The following is an 18252-nucleotide window of genomic DNA, read 5'->3' on the forward strand; positions in this document are numbered from 1 at the left end:
GGTCTACTTTTCCTTATTCAGTATTTCTTCGGCGAGCTTCATGTACGACTGCGAACCTGTGCTCTGCACATCGTAAAGGATGACCGGCTTGCCGTGGGACGGAGCTTCGGAGAGTTTCACGTTGCGCGGAATCATCGTCTGGAAAACGGTATCGCTTAAGTTTTCACGAACTTCTTCAGCGACCTGCTTCGAAAGGCTTAGACGGGAATCGTACATCGTGAGGAGGGCACCTTCGATTTTCAAGTTGGAGTTCAGATTCTTTTGGACTTCACGAATTGTCTTGAAAAGTTCAGTCATACCCTGTAATGCATAATATTCACACTGCACCGGAATGAGCACGCTCGTTGCGGCTGTCAGTGTATTAATTGTGAGCAAGTTCAGGCTCGGAGGAGCGTCGATGATAATGAAATCGAACTCCTGCTTGAGAACGTTCATCACGCGTTCGAGTCTGCGTTCGCGACTCATGACGTTGACAAGTTCAATTTCCATGACGGCAAGGTCAGGTCCAGAAGTGATGACCTTGAGGTATTCAAGCGACGTGTCCAAAATGGCTGGCTTGATATTTTCGAGCGTGAGATTGTCCGGATTACCAGCCATGTCCAGAATTTCGTGGATATCCATATCCTGGGATTCCATGAAACCAAGACCTTGAGAGGCATTACCCTGAGGGTCCATGTCTAAAAGAAGGGTCTTCTTTTCAAGGGCTGCAAAACTAGCGGCCAAGTTCACAGCCGTTGTAGTTTTACCGACGCCACCTTTTTGGTTGCATATGGCGATAATTTTACTCATTATTACCTCGGGTGACTAAAGCGTACACCTGTTCTTCTTCTGGAAGTTCATACTTCTGGATATGCACTTTCGGATCGTTTTCCAAATGGGCAATATTGTTGAAGCTCTTCAGCGTGACAAAAGTTCCGCCGTGCTTGAGACCTGCCTGGGCTCGTTCCCAGTCGTTTTCAAAAGTCGAGAGGGCGCGGCAACTGATAAAGTCAAGGTCGGTCAGGCCGGAAGTTTCAAAGCGCTTGCCGACGATGGTCAAGTTATCCAAGTGGAGTTTTTCCTTGACCATCTGCATAAAGTTTACGCGCATGTGGCGTGGTTCGACAGCATAGAACTGAACGTTCGGCATGGCAATCGCAAGCGGGAAAACTGGGCAACCTGCACCAGCACCCATATCGGCCCAACGGAGTTTGTCACCTTGAGTGGAAATTTCCTTTCCTAAAAACACAAAGGGAACGAGAGAGTCGGCAATGTGCCTGCTTAAAAACTTTTCAGAATCCTTTGCCGAAATCAAGTTACCATATTCCTTGGTGTCCACTACCAAGTCTGCAAACTGGTAAAGCTTGTCGAGAGTCTCTTCGGACAGCTGCACACCATGTCCCGAAAGGAACTGGTTCAAAAGATCTTGCTGCGCTTTGTTAGTTTTGTAATTCAAATTTTTTTGACGTTATCCTGACCCGCAAGGGGAAGGATCCAGTTAAGTTTTGCTAGAACTTTTGCGTAGTGAAACAAAAATGTTCCACGTGAAACCTTATGAGCCGAGAGTCGCAGAACATACTTGTATGTTCTATGACCGAGGCGATTAAGGTAGGACACGAAGTGTCCAAACATTTCTGTTCCGAATTGAAATTTAGTATAACTTTTTTAGAAAACAATTCACAAACTCCCCTGCCCTATAAAAATCATAAAATATATGTTGATAACATTTTGATAAATGTTGAAAAACTGTTAAAGCGAGCGTCGCGAAAAAAGCTTGCTTGTTTTCATGACCGAGCCGCTGAGTTCGCGCTTGCGCAAAAACTGAAATTTTTCTTATTGTCATTCCCGCCATCGAGCGGGAATTTCCCTTTTGTTGAAACTATAACTTCGTTATAGTCTTACAATCTCATGCTCGGTCATGCCGGTGTGCAAGCACCCCGTCACGACTCCCGCTATCGAGTTTGCTCCTTCGGAGCCAACTTGCTGCACCTCGGAAATGTCGGTAAACAAGTTTCCCGCCGCTTCCTCGGTTTGCGATTGTTTGGACACTTTGTCCTACCTCTTGGGGCTCAGTAATGCCCATACAAGTATGGGCGCTACATTCGCCCTGTAGAGGTTTCACGTGAAACACAGCCGAGGTCAGAAAGCGAAAAAATGCTTGCATTTTTTTATTTGCTGACCGATGGGTGTTGGACTGTGGCTTTGCTATAGTCCAAACATAAAAAAATCCTCCCTATTTAGGGAGGAGGTGAATCTATAAAAGTCTGAAGTATTATTGTTTGCGACGGTGCATGAAGAAAGTCACGGTCTTATGATCTAGCCCGTCTTCGATATATGTTCTGGTCATCGTGAGCATTCCATTCTTAATCCCTACTTCGTAACGATTCCAGGCAACCCATTCTCCATCGTAGTAAATATCTTTCTGGTAACAGGTATTGCTGTCGTTCTCATCCATGACTATAATCTGGTTTTGATTAGGTCTAAATATAGTATCATTTTTCAAAACGTAAATGCTGGTGTATTTTCTCCCTTCATCGGTGTATGTGCTGGCTAGGGAATCTCCATCAAAGTAGATAATGGTGGTGTCGCTGATTCCGTCTTTCGTTGAAATGAGTGTACTGATGTTGCCTTCGCGAATGAATTTGGTTTCTGTGGTGTTGATGGTGGTTTGGTATGTCCATTCGCCATCTCGGAGATTTGCCTCGTAGGTGCTGTCGAGATGAGTATCGGTCCAGTAGGCTTTATAAATATAGATGGAATTGCCTCTGTTATTTGCTGTACCCTTATCCCAATATGCGCTGTCTATAAATAAACCGTCTTCGCTGAAGAAAGAAAATTCTGCACTTTGGAGTTCGAGGATTGTTCGGATACAGTTGGTGTAAGATGGATCAGCTATATTTTGACCATTATTGGTAGTAATGTTATTAGCGGATGTACTGCTAGAATCGTCGCTACAGGCAATGAAAAGTGCTGCCGCTAAAAGAAGTATTTTAGATTTCATGACTCCCCCAAGAAAAATGTGGTAATGAATAAAATAGTTAAGTTGTGTGTAAATCTAATCAAATAGAAGGGGATATGCAAGTGTTTGGACCGTAACTTTATTGCAGTCTAACATGCTCGCCTATACAAGTATGGACGCTGCATTCGCCGTGTAAAGGTTTCACGTGAAACATGCGATAGTGAGTGTCGCAAAAATATGCTTGCATATTTTTATGACCGAGCATGAGCATGTAGGACTCGAAGAGTCCAAACACAATCAAGGATACCAAGCAAAAACATACTTGTATGTTCTTATTTGGTATCCGCAGAGTGTAGGACTATGATGAAATCATAGTCCAAACAATATATTAGTGAGATATGGTTTGTTCTCTTGTATGAGGAAATCTTTCCATAGGTATCGGAAGCGTAATCATCTTTAAGAACCATCCGATGTTGTGTTGCTTGTTGGTAATTTCAAAAGATACACCTGCTGTTACATGAGCTAAGAAAATTCCAAATTGTATCCCCACTTCTTCGATGAAACCGAATTCTTTGATTGAATAATGAGATTTGTTTTCTTTTTCTTCGGATCTGAGGAACCATTCTATAGCATGACTTTCGGCTATTGCAACTCCAGAGAGATTGTTTCCATATAATATGTACTTTGTTGTTCCGGATGCAAGCCACATGCCTCCCATTGCTATTTTCTGTAAAGTGCTTTCATTTGGGGCTGCCATTCCGAGAATGCCAAATCCTAAAAATGATACAGCGCTTCCGATTGATAAATCGTTGATTTTCTTTTCGCCTTCAGTCCTTTCGAACCTGCGGTCGAATCGTAAAAATGTATAGTCTGCAAGTAGCCTATCAATACCAAAAAGCTTGCTCCCCAAGTTTTGTGCGCTCATGCAAATTACATCCACTTCAATTCGTTTGGTGGATGTATATCCTATCCCTCCCAAGAATAATACATTGAAGGGGTTGTATTTGTTTTCGTAGATGTTGCTGAGTTCTACAGAAAAAGCAGAATCCTGCACTGGATCTTCCAATGCGGATATGTTTGCAAAAGCAAAAGATATGGATATAAGGAATATGAAAAGTATCTTTTTGATCATATAGTAATCTCTATTCTGTTGCCTTCGGGGTCGAGGACGACGCTTTCGTAATACCCGTCGCCGGTAGTTCGAGGTTGACCTACAACAGGTACGCCTTCGGAAGACATTTGTTGGGTCAGGTGGTCTACCTCTTCTTTTGAACCAACGGAAAAGGAAAGATGGGTGAAGCCAAGATGTTCCACGTGAAACATCTCGACAGTCCCAACATTTCGTTCAACACGTATATCAGGACGATGCATGATTTCTAGGCGGGCACCGTCGTCGAAGGTGACAAATCGGCTGGTAAATTGTTTTGCTGGGTTGTGGTAAATCGGGTGGACTACCCCACCGAAGTATTTCCGGTAGAACTCACAAACCTTATCGATATCCCTGACCCAAATGGCAATATGTTCAATCTTCATAAAACCTCTATAAACAATATACCTAATTCAAATAAAAAAGACCCTCTAAACCATGAACATGTTTGGACACTTCGTGTCCTACAGTCTCATACTCGGTCATGCCGGTGTGCGAGCACCCCGTCGCGACACTCGCTATCGACTGTTTCACGTGAAACATAGCCGAGGTTTCCAAGCAAAAATGTGCTTGCATATTTTATTTGGAAACCGAAGAGTGTAGGACTACGATGTAATCGTAGTCCCAACGTAATATGAGGCGAGTGAAGCAGAAACAAATATATTTGTTTCTATTTCCGAGCCGATTAAGGTTGGACTCGAAGAGTTCCAACACATGAGCCGAGAGTCGCAGAATCCTATTATATATAGTATATTTATCGCATGAAACTTTATTGATTCTTTCTCCCCTATTTAATAGTCTTTTTCATGGCGAGCGCATCCTTTGCCAATGAATCCCAAAAAATAGAAAATGCTGTAGTTAACTCGAACGGATCCGGCCTTGCACTGATTCCCTGGGATCTGTTTATTGGCGGAATGAATAGTTTTACCGTAGGTGCCGACTGGATATTTGGCAATTTCAATATTCTTTATGCTTCGACCTCCCAAGTAAATGAGGTCCCGAAACATTCGTGGGTGTGGACTCTCAGAACCCAGGCTCTTTGGGCGCCTACATTTGGTGCTTATTTGCAGCCCACGATACAGTATATGTTTTTTGGTGGACCTTTGACAATGTTCAAGGTTTCGGTCGGGCCGGAAATCGGTTATAAAAGAAAAACCGGATTTGAATATGGTGGGTCTGCCCGCGTAGGTGCATTTATGGATTTATTGAATTTTGAAATGGGATATCTGGTAAATTCAAAACGCACCTATATGAACATCATTCTTAACCTGCCTTCGGGTCTCGGAATCTGGGTTTAAATGGAGGTTTTCATGATCGATATTGAGATTATCCAGGGAGATATTACCAAGCTTAAAGTCGATGCCATCGTGAATGCGGCAAACTGCTCTCTGTTGGGTGGTGGCGGTGTTGATGGGGCAATCCATCGTGCGGCGGGTCCGAAACTTTTGCAGGCGTGTATTCCCCTGAAAGGTTGTGAGACGGGGCAGGCTAAAATCACTCCCGGATTTAAGCTTCCGGCGAAGTTCGTAATCCATACTCCGGGTCCGGTTTATCAGGACGGTTTACATGGTGAACCTGAGCTTTTGGAATCTTGCTACAAGAATTGCCTCGCTCTTGCCGAAGAAAACAACTGCGAAACTGTCGCCTTCCCCGCAATCTCTACCGGCGTTTATGGCTACCCCTGGAAAGAGGCAACCGAAATTGCCATGAAAACGGTTCGCGAATATTCCGCACGCAATGTCAAGAAGGTCATCTTCTGTTGCTTCAGCGCGCAAATGGAAAAAATCTACCAAGATGTATCGCAGCGTATTTAGTAGTGAAAAACCGTGCGTCAAAAGTGCGGTAAAAACAACACTTCGTCGGCAAATCCAAATATCCTCCCTTTAATACCCTATTCTTTTTATATATTATCTACTGTAATTTCATTAAGGAGTATATAATGGAAGAAGTCAAAAACTTTATTAAGGAATGTGGCGCCTATTTCCTCGCAACAGTTGACGGTGACGAACCGAAAGTGCGCCCGTTCGGGACCGTCGAGATTTTCGAAGGCAAGCTCTACATCCAGACCGGTAAGTCCAAGAATGTTTCGAAGCAGATCCAGAAAAACGGCAAGGTGCAGCTTTGCGCTATGAACAAGACCTGCAATAAGTGGCTCCGTTTGAGCGGAACACTCGTTCGTGATGACCGCCGTGAACCCAAGGTTCACATGCTTGAGGCCTACCCCGAACTCAAGCGTATGTATTCCCCAGATGATGAGAATACCGAAGTCCTCTACTTCAAGGATGCGACCGCCACGTTCTGCAGCTTTACAGAACCGCCGCGCACTGTGAAATTCTAGTTTCCTTGTCATCCCGGACTCTGTTCCGGGATTTTTTAGACGCCGAGTTCCCTGTGAGCTCGGCTTTTTGTTGCTCACATTATAAAATCCGAAAAAGGTTTCACCTGGACATGCGTCATGACCCTAAATTTTAATACAACGTATATTATATAGTTGATAAATCGACTCAATATTATTAACTATTGAGATTTGATTTTTAAAATTTCCCTTTAATCTGTTATAACTGTTTATAAATAATGAACAGGTTTTACCACATTAGTAGTGTTTCACGTGAAACATAACCAATTTTTGTGGATAATATGTAAAAACGTTCGATAAATGAGTCTTCATTCTTTAAAAGTAATCACGTTATGTCAACAATTGCGTTTACCGATATATACCGAAAAAAGTACGTGAGTGTTCATTTATTTGGTTTACATATATTATATTTCATTGTGGAGGCTATATGCAGGACAATACGAAACGTGGCGAACGAGCTCTTTTTTGGATGAAGGCTATCTTTGGAATTTTCATCCTGTATTTCTTTTGGAGCACGCCTATTAATGCAATGTTGCCTGGTGCGAATGATAATACTGTGACTGCTTCAGTTTTGATTCGCATTGCCTTCGGAGCTGTGGTCAGTTTGGGAATGCTTTTTTCCTTGATTGCGTTTTTGGTCAGTTTTTTGTCGTGGCTGCATAGATCGATTGCAAACCTGCGAATTATTTCTGTGACGGATTTTTCTCCTATGGGCGCAGTCCTCCTTACCTGCATTCCGTTTGTCGGATTCATTTTGCATTTTTGGATTTTCAATGACATGGTAGAACGTCAGCAGGATTGCATGCAGGAACGTGGAATTTTTAAAGAACGTTTTCCGAGAAAATTTTTGATCGGATGGCTCCTGACTTCAATTGGATGTTTGGCGCTGATGTTTATGGGTTTCAGTAATCCTACCGGTGAAGAAATTCGTGGCTTGGCTGAAAACATTTTAACCGTCGTGAGCATTGGGCTGTACATCAAATGCTTCATGTTCTACATTGCGCAAGAACGTGAACTTTACAATGTCCACACAGAAACACTTTTCCGCAAGCGTGTTGATGAAATTATCCGCGAGCGCGAAATAGAACGTGCTGCCGATCAGCTCCGCGACAAACAGTAAATTTTTTTTGAAATCGCTGACCGTCATCCTGACCCTGTAAGGGGAAGGATCCAATTATTTTTTAAGTCGTGACTTAACTAGATTGGACTAATTAACCAAAATACGTCGCGACGTACTTTTTCTGGAATTCCGGGTCTTCGTGCGCCCAGTGCTTTTCTTCCATCGCCTGGTATTGCCAGTTGAGCGCCTGCATAAATTTTTCCGGCTCGCAGAGATTCTTGAAAATCGCATCGAGATTGTCGACTGTTGCGCTTGAGCTGACCAGTTGTTCCTTCGGGATGTAGCTGTACGGAGAACTTGCGAAATCACTCCCGATGAAGACTGCACCGAGTGCTGCCGCTTCCTTGAGTTTCAAATCGCTCTTTGCACGGTTGAAATTGTTGGCGGCGAGTGGAGCCAAGAAAAAGTCTGGTTTGTAGCTTGCGACTGTCTGCGCAAACGGAAAAAAGCATGTGTACGGAATCTTTGTGTATTTTCCGTCGAGGTCCTTCAGAAAATCCGGCTCGCCAAAAATCTGGAAGTCAATGCTCCCGTCTTCAATGTGCTTACGGATCCAGGGGATCCATGCACCTTCGAGGTCGCCCGGAATTTCAGCGGTGAAATGCCCGAGACTGCCGGCATACATCACCTTCGGTTTTCCTGTGAAGGTGGACGTCCTCTGCGACATTCCGAACAGCGATTTGGAAATTCCATTCGGCATCACGACCGCGTTTACGCCAAGGTCGGACTTGATGCGGCTCGCGAGGTAGCGCGTCGAGCAGACCACCACGTCGAACAGTGGCAAGACCTGCTTGAGACTCGTGAGCATCATCTGGTCGTGATTCGGAATCTGTTTTGCGTACGAAGCGATCACCGGTGACAAATCCCACTGCAAGTCATCTAGGTCGGTTACGAGCTTGAACCCGCATTCCTTTTTGAGCTTTGCATAGAACAACGCAAGCTGTGCACGTCCCGGTGCCGTCGGCTTCTGCAAAATCACAGCCCGTGTCTGCTTGAGCGCGTCTTTGTTTGTGCAGACGATTTGGGTGACAGACGGCACGATCTGGAAATCGTTAGGTCCCATGAATTGGGTGCAGGGCAAAATGCAGCGAACCCAGTCGGATTGCGCCATATCATAAGGATGCACGATAACTTGCGTTCTATTCATAGTTGGAAAAGTAGTGTTTCTTACTTTATGTCAAACTGAACTTTTGGGGCTACGCTTGCGCCAGCGTCAGCAGAGAAGAGGGCTTTCGGGGAGGCGCCTGCGAAACCTGCGATAAGGTTTGTCGGGAACTGGCGAATGGTAGTGTTGTATGCCTGAACGGTTTCGTTGTAGCGCTTGCGTTCGACGGCGATGCGGTTTTCGGCGCCTTCGAGTTGCACGCGGAGTTCCTGGAAGCTCTTGTTGCTCTTGAGATCCGGGTAGTTTTCGGAGACTGCCATGAGGCGCTGGAGGGCTCCGCTCAAGCTGCCTTGCATTTCCTGAAAGCGCTTGAGGGCGGCTTCGTCGTTCATAAGGCTTTCGTCGAGTTTGACAGTTCCGCCCATGCGGCTGCGCATGTCCATGACTTCGGTAAGGGTGCTCTTTTCGAAGTTGGCTTCGCCCTGGACAGTGCTGACGAGATTCGGAATGAGGTCAAAGCGGCGCTGGTAGGTATTTTCGACTTGTGCCCATTGGGTCTTTACGCCTTCTTCGAGGGCGATGATGTTATTGTAGGTGCCGATACCCTTCCCTACGATGATGAGCAGGATGACGACGACAACTATAACGGCGATTAAAGCTTTTTTCATAAGATCTCCGGTTTTTGGCTAATATAAAAAACTATTCTACGACTAACGATTTATCGTAGATGTACTCGACTTCTTCGGGGGTGATGCCGCCGGGAACGAGGTCAAGTTTGGAGTGATTTGTTTTCATCGCGGCGACGAACTTGTCGCGCAATTCGCGAGTGACGGAGCATGTGCCGATGAGCTTGTGGAGCATTTCAGCAAATTCTTCAACACTTTGCAGACCTAAAAGCGAGAGGACTTTTTTAACATCATTCGAAACTTTTTTGTGACAAATTTCGACATATGCGGCGAGGAAATATCCGACGGCAGGGCCGTGCGGCGTGCCTTTGCTGAGCGTGAGATCGTAGCTCATGCCATGTGGTACGGTGGTGCTTGTCATGGCGATGGACATGCCTGCAATTGTAGAGGTGTACATCAGTTTTTCGTACATACTTGCATCGATGGGCGCGGCATTTTTTGCGGCATTTCCCGAGGCAAGGAGCGCTTCTTTACACTCTCCCCAGAGCTTGAGACCGTATTCGGGGCACATGCGGTTGAGTATGTTCGAGTGGACGTTCAAGATGCTTTCGACCATGTGCGCGAGCGCATCGACAGCGGTGTTCACGATCAGCTGCTTTTTGGCAGAGGCTAGATATTTTCCGTCAACGAGCGCAAGCATCGGGAAAATTCGGTGCGGGATGCTCTTCTTTAAATTGATTTTGTGGTTTGTGATGATGGCGACCGGTGTTGCTTCGGAGCCTGTTCCGCAAGTGGTCGGGACGGCGACAACGGGCGCGTGGTTAAGCGGATGACTCGGCGTTTTGTGCAAATCGTCTGCGTTTAGGCCCGGGTTCACAATTAACAATGCCATAGCTTTAGCGGCATCGATAGCGGAACCTCCCCCAATGCCGATGATAAAATCAGCATTAAAATTTCGGGCGATTTGTGCACCCTTCCCCACGGTATCGGTTGATGGATTTTCTTCGACTTCATCAAAAATCTGGTAGGCGACTCCCCCATCGTTTAACACTTCGGTCACGTCGTTTAGGGAACCGTTAGCCTTAGCAGAGCTGTGTCCAGTGACAATGAGTGCGCGCTTCCCGACGGCAAGCATTTCTTTCGCGTGGTTCTTCACGCAGTCCTTTTCAACGTAAATATCCGTAGGTACATAAAATCGCATGGAGTCTCCTTACAGCATCAGCCATTCTTTGTTGAACCAGTGGTAAAGTCGACCTTGTTCATTGCGGTTCTTGATGAGCCACTGTGCAAATGTCGGGCGGTCAATCGGTTCGCAAATGGAGTAAATAAATGCTTCCACGAGACCTTCGCGGATGAGTCCTTGGTAAAATCTCTGGATCGGATCGTCAATTTCATCGGTGAAGGCGACGAGCTTGATTATTTTTTCAAGAATGTGGATCAAAAATTCCATTTGCTGTGAAGAAGTGGAATCTTGATCGTAGAGCTTGCGATTGCCGAGCGTATCCGTGACGAGCATGGTCTGGATAGCAAGCAAAAATTCGTTATTGACTGTAGAATCGCTACCGGTTTGCTTGATCGTCGGCTTGTACATTTCGACGGTACTGTCTTTCTTTATAACAAAATATTTTGTTCGACCGTAAAGTCTCGAAAGGTTGTCGCGGATGATTTCGCTTTTTTTGCTGATGAACGTGGAGTACATGGTGTACGCATAGAATTGCGGCCACTTGCCCATTTGACTCGACAAAAATCCGGTGTAATAGTAGCTGCCTTCATGCGTGCGGGAATTGTTGATGCTCCGTCTGATCCAAGCGTAAGCGCTGTCGGCATTGTTCATGCGCATGTACGTGATGGTCGCATTGTATGGAATGTTGAACGAGTTTGGTACTTTGGCGAATGCTTCGCGGTAGATGGCGATTGCAGAATCCGGCATGCCCTTGTCATCGTAGATGGTTCCGATCAGGCTGTAGAGATTTTCTTCGAGTCCCTCGCCCTTTAGCTTTGTAGCGGCTCTGGCGTAAGTGAGCGCTTTGTCCAAGTCGCGCTTGGCGTGGTACGTAAAAGCCATCTCGTATTTGACGAGAGCGCTCTTCGGGTCTTTTTTCTCGGCTTCCTTGTACTTGGCTAGAGCTTCGTCGTACTGCCCTTGTTCATGGAATTGTACACCTTGATCAACGAGCTTTTTGACGGCTTCGGCTTTGGAAGCTTTTGACGATGCCTTAGAGGTTGCATTTGGCGCAGCAAAAAGTGTGACGGCTAGAGCTAAAATGAGAGCGATGGATTTTTTCATGGTAAGTTAGTTCTTGAGAAGGGCGCTATAGAAATTGCGAACATCTTCCCAGCGGTAGTACGGGGCGGCGGGGCATTGCGCATTTTTCGCATTGTCTTGAGCCTTGCATTCGATGGGCAGGGTCTGTTCAATTTCATTGTACAAAATTTTGACGAGGATGGGCTTGTTTTTTGATTTGTAGAATACCATTTGCAGGTTTGCCGCCATCGGGATGATTCTAAAGTCGTTCCATTGTTCGTGCAATTTGGAGAGGTCCGAAACCTTGGCGTTTGCGACGGGCAACTGCATGAGTGCCGTAAGCGGGAGAAGTGTGGCGTCGTGGCCAAAGCGGAGTGTGGCGGCAATTGGCGCCTGTGCTGCGCGCGCATTTATCGATGTATCAATGGCAATCGCTTCGTCGGCTTCTTCCAGAATGTTCTGGAGCGTGGGCTTGGCGAAGTTAAGACCATCGGGGCGGTTGATGAGCGGGCTTGTACCTTCGAGGCTGTACCACCAGGCATTTTGCGCTTTCCAGCGTGCAATCTTTTCTTCAGTGGTGAACAGGTTTACAAAGGTGTCAGCGGGCACTTTGGCGTTAGCTGCGATTTCGTCGAGGAGCGGCTTGTCCATCCCCTGGAGCGATGTTGCAATTTCAAAGAAGTGATTGTAGAACCCGTTGGTGTCTACGTTATTTACAACATAATTGTAGTCGTTGAATAGCTTTTCTAGGAACTGTTGCGGATTGACGTTTTTCCAGAGCTTATCGCTTTCGTCCGTGTAGGCCTTGACTTTGGAATAGTCGAGTTTGCCCCAGTCAAAGGCGCTGATGAACTTCATGTAGCTTTTGCCGGAGATGAGCTCGGAATGGATTTTCGGGTTCAGCGAACGGAGCTCTCCGATGAAGGCTGCCATGCTCACGATGCAGCGACCGCTCGTGCTCGCATACGACCTGACGTACGGCGTAATCTTTTTCCCGCCGATATTCCAGTCCTTGAAAACATCGCCAAAATTTTTGGACATGCGGTTTGCAATCCCTTCATGTTGCTTGACGCCCACTTGCGTGAGGTCGCCTTTGCGGGGGGCTGCCTTGTCTACGAGGACTTTCGTATAGGCGAGCGTCTGTTTGCCGAGTTCGGTGAGTTTCTGGGCGGAATCTGCCTTGGCGAGAGTTTCAAAAAGGTATTTGTATTCTTCGTCGTTGTGGTGGTAGCGGCTGCCGTGGCGCCCGTAATGGCTGATATAGAATGGCTTGTAGCCGGCTGGTGCCTTCGTATATTTAATATTTACGGGTTCCGGGTACACTAAATAGCCACTTGAAGTGAATTCGGGATGTTTGGCGAGTTCATCATCGCTAGTCTGTGCGTTCACGGGTGCGGCAAGGAAAAATCCCGCAGCAAGTACAAAAATCCCTTTTGCAAAATCCAATTTTTTCATATTGCTAATATAATATTATTGATGTTTTGGTTTATTCATGTAATAATAAAAATGAGTATCAAGACTATAATTATTTAGTATTAAGTGGAATGTTAGGTTGTTATAAAGAAATGAAAGGTTGACGTTGTGAGATTGGAAGCGTCGGCCAAGGATGGGGAGGGTGCAGGGAGGGGCCCGTGCGGCCTTCGCAACTCCGAGCTGGGGCCCCGCCCGCATGACGTACTTTATAGAATAAAACCTAAATTTTAGGCGATTAGCCGCTATTTCAACTTGAAACGAAAATATATTTGGCACATCTTTTGCTACTTTTAACCACGTTTAATTTTTAATCAAGGACAACCATGAGCATTGTAGATACAGTACTCCATAAGATTTTTGGTACACCTCATGAACGTAAGGTGAAACAGCTCCGCCCGGTGATTGCGAAGATTCACGAAGCCTGCAAGGCTCTCGCAACGCTCGATGACGCGGAACTTGCTGCAAAGAGCGCCGAATTCCGCGAAAAACTGAATAATGGAGCTACCCTCGATGATATCAAGGTTGATGCCTTTGCCGTTTGCCGCGAAGCTTGCGACCGCCGTCTCGGTATCTTCAATATCTTCAAGCCGGAATTTGGCTTTGACTTTAGCCGCCTCGGCCCGGAACTCCAGGAAGCCGTGAACAAGGCTAAGGCTGAACTCGAAAGCGGAAAGAACGAATGGGAAGTCTACCTCCCGGCAGCTCTCTACGCCAAGGTTCGTGAACTCTATCCGGAATCCGTGAAGCCGTTCCGCATGTTGCCTTTCGATGTGCAGATGATCGGTGGTCTCGTGCTCCACGAAGGTGCTATTGCTGAAATGGCGACCGGTGAAGGTAAGACGCTTGCCGCTGCTCTCCCGGTTTACTTGAACGGTCTTTCTGGTCATGGCGTGCATGTGGTGACGGTGAACGATTACCTCGCTGGTCGTGACGCTAAGCAGATGGGCATGGTTTATAAGTTCCTCGGCCTTACGGTCGGTCTTATTGTGAACGGTCTCGATGCAGAACAGCGCCGTCAAAGCTACAACTCCGACGTGACTTACGGTACCAACAACGAATTCGGTTTCGACTACCTCCGCGACAACATGGCGGTAGAACCGAACCAGCTCGTGCAGCGTGAACTCAACTTCTGTATCGTTGACGAAGTCGACTCCATCTTGATCGACGAAGCCCGTACGCCGCTCATCATTAGTGGTCCTGCTGAAGACGCTACTGAAAAGTACGCCAAGGCAAACGAAATTTCGAAGCAGCTCGTCCGCAACAAGGACTTCTCTGTTGATGAAAAGGACAAGAACATCCAGTTTACCGAAAAGGGCGTGCTCCACATCCAGGACTTGATGCACATTACGAACCTCTATGGCGAACATGCCGACTGGGTTCACTTCCTCGATAACGCTCTCCGCGCTTGGTACCTCTTTGAAAAGGATGTCGACTATATCGTCCGTGATGGCGAAGTCATCATCGTTGACGAAAACACGGGTCGTTTGATGGAAGGCCGCCGCTATTCTAACGGTATTCACCAGGCTATCGAAGCTAAGGAAGGCGTGCAGATCCGCCGCGAAAACCAGACGCTTGCGACAATTACGTTCCAGAACTACTTCCGTATGTACAAGAAGCTCTCCGGTATGACTGGTACGGCTGAAACCGAAGCAACGGAATTCATCAAGATTTACAACATGAACACGTGGGTCATTCCGACGAACAAGCCGTGCATCCGCAAGGACTTGCAGGACCTCGTTTATAAGTCCGAAGATGCCAAGTGGCGTGCCATTGTTGCAGAAATCAAGGAACGCCATGCGAAGGGCCAGCCGCTCCTCGTGGGTACGGCTTCCATTGAAAAGTCCGAAATCCTCCACGGCATGCTCGAAAAGGAAGGCATCCCGCACGAAGTCTTGAACGCCAAGAACCATGGCCGCGAAGCTGAAATCATCCAGTATGCAGGCCACAAGGACAAGGTGACGATTGCAACGAACATGGCTGGTCGTGGTACTGACATTGCTCTTGGACCGGGAGTGACTGAACTCGGCGGTTTGCATGTGCTCGGTACGGAACGCCATGAATCCCGCCGTATCGATAACCAGTTGCGCGGTCGTTCCGGCCGTCAGGGTGACCCGGGTTCTAGCCAGTACTTCCTCTCCCTCGACGATAACCTGATGCGTATCTTCGGTGGCGACAACGTCAAGAACCTCATGAACCGTTTTGGTGTGGGCGAAGACGAAGTGATTACCCACCCGATCGTTTCCCGCTCCATCCGTGGTGCCCAGCGTCGCGTCGAAAGCCAGAGCTTCGATATCCGTAAGCACTTGCTCGACTACGATAACGTGATGAACGAACAGCGCAAGGTGATTTACGGGCTTCGTCGCCGCATCTTGAACGGTGAAGATATCCGTGACGAAATCATGAACCGCATCGAAGATGCTTGCGATATCAAGGTTTCTAACTACATCCCGGCAAAGAGCTATGCGGAACAGTGGAATCTCGAAGGCTTGCACGAAGACTTGCAGCGTACGCTCGGCATGGAATACAGCCTCACGCTTGATGAAGCTGTATCGAAGACGCCGGAACAGGTGCTCGAAGAAATCATCGAACTTTGCAAGGTGCGTTACGACAAGCTCACGAAGATTATTCCGGATGCCGACTTCCGCAATATCGAACGCCGCTTCCTCCTCATGACGATTGACCAGGTGTGGAAGGAACACTTGTATGCTATGGACCAGCTGAAGGATGCTATCCGCTTCCACGGATACGCCCAGAAGGATCCGCTGATGGTCTACAAGAATGACGGCTTCAAGATGTTCGAAAGCTGCATGGAAAAGATTGCAACGCTTACGGCTCTCCGCATTTTGAACATCCGCATCACACTCCCGAACGGTGTGACGGTCTCTCCGGACCAGCTCCAGCTCAAGAGCCAGGAACAGATCGATGCCGAACGCAAGGCTGCTGAAGAAGCCGCCGCTGCCGCAGGTAACGCTGGCGAAACTAATGCAGAAAGTCATCCTGAGCAAAGCGAAGGATCCAGTGAAGGTTCTTCCGAACAGTTGAGTGCCGAAGGCGCAAAGGCCGCAGGTCTCGCCGGTCAGGCCGCTTCTTCTGAAACGAATGCCCTTTCCGAAGATCAGCAGGATGCTCAGCCGATGCCGCAGAGCGCTCTCCCGGGTACTCGCCCGAACCGCTCCGCTGCTGCTAACGCCGCCCTTGCTGCCGCCGTGAAACGTGCCCAGCAGCAGGCTGGTGCAAAGCTCGGCCGCAATGACCTCTGCTGGTGCGGTTCTGGCCTCAAGTACAAGAAGTGCCACGGCAAGGACGTCGAATAATTCGACTAAGAATCGCGAGCACTCCCGCACAAAATGCAATTGAAAAATCCTCGGCTTCCCCGCCGAGGATTTTTTATTTATGTTGTCATGCCCGACTTGGTCGGGCATCTCCTTTTTAAAGCGTGCGGACCACCCAAAAATTTTTGCATATTTGTTCTTATGAAAACTGCGAAGAAATTTTTCAGTCTCGAAGGCATTGACGGTTCCGGAAAGTCCACACAAATCGACATGCTTGTCCGCGTGCTAGAATCCGAAGGCCACAAGGTCGTGAGGTTGCGTGAACCCGGCGGTGCAAAAATTTCCGAACGCATTCGCGAACTCTTGCTCGACCCCGCTTTCAAGGGCATCATGGCAGATGATACCGAACTTTTGTTGTACAATGCCGCCCGCGCCCAAGTGATTCACGAAATCATTCAACCCGCGCTCGATGCAGGGAACATCGTCATCGCCGACCGTTTTGCGTGGAGCACGTTTGCCTATCAGGGTTACGCCCGCGGGCTCGGTGCCGATAAAGTCCAGCGTCTCACGGAACTCACGTGCGGAGGCTGTTTCCCGGAACTCACTGTAGTTCTCGACTTGACCGTCGAATCAAGCCGCAAGCGCATGGCCATTCGTGGTGGCGCCCCCGACCGCCTCGAAAGCGAAAAGGCTGAATTCTTCGAGCGTGTCCGCGAAGGCTATCTCGCCGCAGGTCGCGATTATAGCGATTGCGTGAGTGTCGTCAATGCAGACCGCACTCCCGATGAAGTCCACCAAGATGTCCTTTCACTTATTAAAGCGAAACTGAAATGATCTTTTTTTGCATACTCATCTTTGGCGTACTCTTCCTGTTCTTTAATGTCAGGATGGTGGCGCCTGGAATCAAGGGAAGCGTCATTGCCGGAATTTCGGTAATCCTCCTCCCCATCTGCTTCTTGTTTAGAACAAGTTATTTTGCATCGCTTGGCATGTCCTTCTTTGCCGTCTGGCTTGCCGAAGCACTCTTCTTTTATATCCTCTGGTGGATTATCCGTGGTATTCGCCGTGCTATCGTCAAGAAGCCGCTTGACCGACGCATTGAAATTTCGGTGGCGAGACTTTTGCTTTTCGTGACTGTGTTACTCACGGTTATCTTCCGCATTGCAGGTGCTGGCACAAACGAGAACTTCCATGTTCGCGAGTTCAAGATTGCCATTCCGACCGAAAAAGAATTTACGGCGGTCTTCTTTAGCGACCTCCACATCGACCCGATTTTCAAGCGCGAAAAGATGGAACGCATTGTGCATGTAAGCGATAGCCTCCACCCGGACTTGGTGCTGTTTGGCGGAGATTTTTCGGACGTTGTCGATTCGACGCTTTCTGCCTGGGAATACGACTTCTTGGTGCAAAAGCTTGCCGCAACCGCCAAGATGGCTGCTATTGCCATCGACGGGAATCACGAAGGGTTACTTGAACGCGAAGGGAGTGACTTTAAAAAGTGGATGCAGAATAACGGTTTCGTCGTGCTGGAAGACTCCACCGTCTGTACGCCTTTTGCCTGTATTACTGGTCGTGTAGATCATAGCGTTGCCAGAATGCGTGATGTCGAACGCAAGCCGCTTTTTGACTTGCGCCCTACGGCTGAAGAATCTAAACTCCCCTGGCTTCTCCTCGATCACCAGCCACGTGGCATCGAAGAAGACCACCCTGGCCGCCGTCCTGACTTTGCCATGTCCGGTCACACGCACAATGGTCAGTTTTTCCCGGGAACACTCATTATCAACTGGGTTTGGCGCCTCGCCTATGGTCTTGGCGAACTAGATCAGGTCAAATGGCTCGTTTCTAGCGGTGTTGATTCCTGGGGTCCCCCGGTCCGTATCGGTAGTGATACCGAGCTCTTGTTCCTCCGTTTTGTACCCGACCGGCTGTAATGACAGTCAGTGTCAAAATACATTAACTATATTTTAGGG

General features: G+C 47.7%; 17 protein-coding genes. 7 read left to right on the plus strand and 10 right to left on the minus strand.

The window, feature by feature from the left end; translation table 11 throughout:
* Positions 1-3 precede the first annotated feature (3 nt).
* From B9Y77_RS12400 to B9Y77_RS12425, 5 genes are all read right to left on the minus strand, one after another.
* The gene (locus B9Y77_RS12400) at positions 4-789 is read right to left on the minus strand and encodes a ParA family protein (protein WP_073443249.1); all 786 of its coding nucleotides are present in this window, start codon (positions 787-789) and stop codon (positions 4-6) included.
* On the minus strand, positions 782-1435 hold the full coding sequence (locus B9Y77_RS12405) for a 16S rRNA (guanine(527)-N(7))-methyltransferase RsmG (RefSeq protein WP_085491840.1): 654 nt from the start codon (positions 1433-1435) through the stop codon (positions 782-784). Before B9Y77_RS12405 ends, B9Y77_RS12400 begins: the two co-directional genes overlap by 8 nt.
* 816 nt (positions 1436-2251) lie before the next feature.
* Complete coding sequence (locus tag B9Y77_RS12415; RefSeq protein WP_085491842.1) at positions 2252-2980, minus strand: hypothetical protein; 729 nt, start codon at positions 2978-2980, stop codon at positions 2252-2254.
* A gap of 346 nt (positions 2981-3326) precedes the next feature.
* The gene (locus tag B9Y77_RS12420) at positions 3327-4070 is read right to left on the minus strand and encodes a hypothetical protein (protein ID WP_085491843.1); all 744 of its coding nucleotides are present in this window, start codon (positions 4068-4070) and stop codon (positions 3327-3329) included.
* The gene (locus tag B9Y77_RS12425; protein ID WP_085491844.1) at positions 4067-4471 is read right to left on the minus strand and encodes a VOC family protein; all 405 of its coding nucleotides are present in this window, start codon (positions 4469-4471) and stop codon (positions 4067-4069) included. Before B9Y77_RS12425 ends, B9Y77_RS12420 begins: the two co-directional genes overlap by 4 nt.
* A 420-nt stretch (positions 4472-4891) precedes the next feature.
* Here B9Y77_RS12425 and B9Y77_RS12430 point away from each other — a divergent pair, with 420 nt between their 5' ends.
* The 4 genes from B9Y77_RS12430 (at position 4892) to B9Y77_RS12445 (ending at position 7561) form a co-directional block, all read left to right on the plus strand.
* Entirely contained in the window at positions 4892-5383 is a 492-nt protein-coding gene (locus tag B9Y77_RS12430) for a hypothetical protein (RefSeq protein ID WP_085491845.1), read from the plus strand.
* 12 nt (positions 5384-5395) lie between these two features.
* Entirely contained in the window at positions 5396-5899 is a 504-nt protein-coding gene (locus tag B9Y77_RS12435) for an O-acetyl-ADP-ribose deacetylase (protein ID WP_085491846.1), read from the plus strand.
* Between the two features lie 125 nt (positions 5900-6024).
* Positions 6025-6423, plus strand: a complete 399-nt coding sequence (locus tag B9Y77_RS12440) for a pyridoxamine 5'-phosphate oxidase family protein (protein WP_085491847.1) — start codon at positions 6025-6027, stop codon at positions 6421-6423.
* A gap of 445 nt (positions 6424-6868) precedes the next feature.
* Positions 6869-7561 (plus strand): hypothetical protein, encoded by a 693-nt coding sequence (locus B9Y77_RS12445; RefSeq protein ID WP_073443231.1) that lies wholly within the window; start codon positions 6869-6871, stop codon positions 7559-7561.
* A gap of 91 nt (positions 7562-7652) precedes the next feature.
* On the opposite strand, the gene B9Y77_RS12450 is transcribed toward B9Y77_RS12445, so the two are convergent.
* The 5 genes from B9Y77_RS12450 to B9Y77_RS12470 are packed head-to-tail and all read right to left on the minus strand — an operon-like array spanning position 7653 to position 12992.
* Positions 7653-8708, minus strand: a complete 1056-nt coding sequence (locus B9Y77_RS12450) for a glycosyltransferase family protein (RefSeq protein WP_085491848.1) — start codon at positions 8706-8708, stop codon at positions 7653-7655.
* Positions 8709-8728: 20 nt separating this feature from the next.
* Positions 8729-9334 carry a LemA family protein gene (locus B9Y77_RS12455; RefSeq protein WP_073443227.1) on the minus strand — a complete coding sequence of 202 codons (606 nt, stop codon included), beginning with the start codon at positions 9332-9334 and terminating at the stop codon, positions 8729-8731.
* A 31-nt stretch (positions 9335-9365) separates the two neighbouring features.
* Positions 9366-10493: an iron-containing alcohol dehydrogenase family protein gene (locus tag B9Y77_RS12460; protein ID WP_085491849.1), complete on the minus strand. Its 1128-nt coding sequence runs from the start codon at positions 10491-10493 to the stop codon at positions 9366-9368.
* A gap of 9 nt (positions 10494-10502) precedes the next feature.
* On the minus strand, positions 10503-11579 hold the full coding sequence (locus B9Y77_RS12465; protein WP_085491850.1) for a tetratricopeptide repeat protein: 1077 nt from the start codon (positions 11577-11579) through the stop codon (positions 10503-10505).
* 6 nt (positions 11580-11585) lie between these two features.
* Positions 11586-12992, minus strand: coding sequence for a histidine-type phosphatase (locus B9Y77_RS12470; protein WP_085491851.1), 1407 nt, complete (start codon positions 12990-12992; stop codon positions 11586-11588).
* Between the two features lie 341 nt (positions 12993-13333).
* Between B9Y77_RS12470 and secA the strand changes: the two genes are divergently transcribed.
* The 3 genes from secA (at position 13334) to B9Y77_RS12485 (ending at position 18213) form a co-directional block, all read left to right on the plus strand.
* Positions 13334-16324, plus strand: a complete 2991-nt coding sequence (secA, locus tag B9Y77_RS12475; protein WP_085491852.1) for a preprotein translocase subunit SecA — start codon at positions 13334-13336, stop codon at positions 16322-16324.
* A gap of 159 nt (positions 16325-16483) precedes the next feature.
* Complete coding sequence (gene tmk, locus B9Y77_RS12480; protein ID WP_085491853.1) at positions 16484-17116, plus strand: dTMP kinase; 633 nt, start codon at positions 16484-16486, stop codon at positions 17114-17116.
* Positions 17113-18213 carry a metallophosphoesterase gene (locus B9Y77_RS12485; protein ID WP_073443215.1) on the plus strand — a complete coding sequence of 367 codons (1101 nt, stop codon included), beginning with the start codon at positions 17113-17115 and terminating at the stop codon, positions 18211-18213. The genes tmk and B9Y77_RS12485 overlap by 4 nt, the downstream gene beginning before the upstream one ends.
* Positions 18214-18252: the final 39 nt, after the last annotated feature.

Source organism: Fibrobacter sp. UWB13 (assembly GCF_900177805.1).
Lineage (GTDB): Bacteria > Fibrobacterota > Fibrobacteria > Fibrobacterales > Fibrobacteraceae > Fibrobacter.

Excerpts from the sequence above, each read along its gene's own strand:
- tmk (WP_085491853.1), top strand. The coding sequence starts at position 16,484 with ATGAAAACTGCGAAGAAATTTTTCAGTCTCGAAGGCATTGACGGTTCC.
- B9Y77_RS12415 (WP_085491842.1), bottom strand. The coding sequence starts at position 2,980 with ATGAAATCTAAAATACTTCTTTTAGCGGCAGCACTTTTCATTGCCTGT.
- B9Y77_RS12435 (WP_085491846.1), top strand. The coding sequence starts at position 5,396 with ATGATCGATATTGAGATTATCCAGGGAGATATTACCAAGCTTAAAGTC.
- secA (WP_085491852.1), top strand. The coding sequence starts at position 13,334 with ATGAGCATTGTAGATACAGTACTCCATAAGATTTTTGGTACACCTCAT.
- B9Y77_RS12465 (WP_085491850.1), bottom strand. The coding sequence starts at position 11,579 with ATGAAAAAATCCATCGCTCTCATTTTAGCTCTAGCCGTCACACTTTTT.
- B9Y77_RS12425 (WP_085491844.1), bottom strand. The coding sequence starts at position 4,471 with ATGAAGATTGAACATATTGCCATTTGGGTCAGGGATATCGATAAGGTT.
- B9Y77_RS12445 (WP_073443231.1), top strand. The coding sequence starts at position 6,869 with ATGCAGGACAATACGAAACGTGGCGAACGAGCTCTTTTTTGGATGAAG.
- B9Y77_RS12450 (WP_085491848.1), bottom strand. The coding sequence starts at position 8,708 with ATGAATAGAACGCAAGTTATCGTGCATCCTTATGATATGGCGCAATCC.
- B9Y77_RS12430 (WP_085491845.1), top strand. The coding sequence starts at position 4,892 with ATGGCGAGCGCATCCTTTGCCAATGAATCCCAAAAAATAGAAAATGCT.
- B9Y77_RS12440 (WP_085491847.1), top strand. The coding sequence starts at position 6,025 with ATGGAAGAAGTCAAAAACTTTATTAAGGAATGTGGCGCCTATTTCCTC.
- B9Y77_RS12485 (WP_073443215.1), top strand. The coding sequence starts at position 17,113 with ATGATCTTTTTTTGCATACTCATCTTTGGCGTACTCTTCCTGTTCTTT.
- B9Y77_RS12460 (WP_085491849.1), bottom strand. The coding sequence starts at position 10,493 with ATGCGATTTTATGTACCTACGGATATTTACGTTGAAAAGGACTGCGTG.
- B9Y77_RS12470 (WP_085491851.1), bottom strand. The coding sequence starts at position 12,992 with ATGAAAAAATTGGATTTTGCAAAAGGGATTTTTGTACTTGCTGCGGGA.
- B9Y77_RS12400 (WP_073443249.1), bottom strand. The coding sequence starts at position 789 with ATGAGTAAAATTATCGCCATATGCAACCAAAAAGGTGGCGTCGGTAAA.
- B9Y77_RS12455 (WP_073443227.1), bottom strand. The coding sequence starts at position 9,334 with ATGAAAAAAGCTTTAATCGCCGTTATAGTTGTCGTCGTCATCCTGCTC.
- B9Y77_RS12420 (WP_085491843.1), bottom strand. The coding sequence starts at position 4,070 with ATGATCAAAAAGATACTTTTCATATTCCTTATATCCATATCTTTTGCT.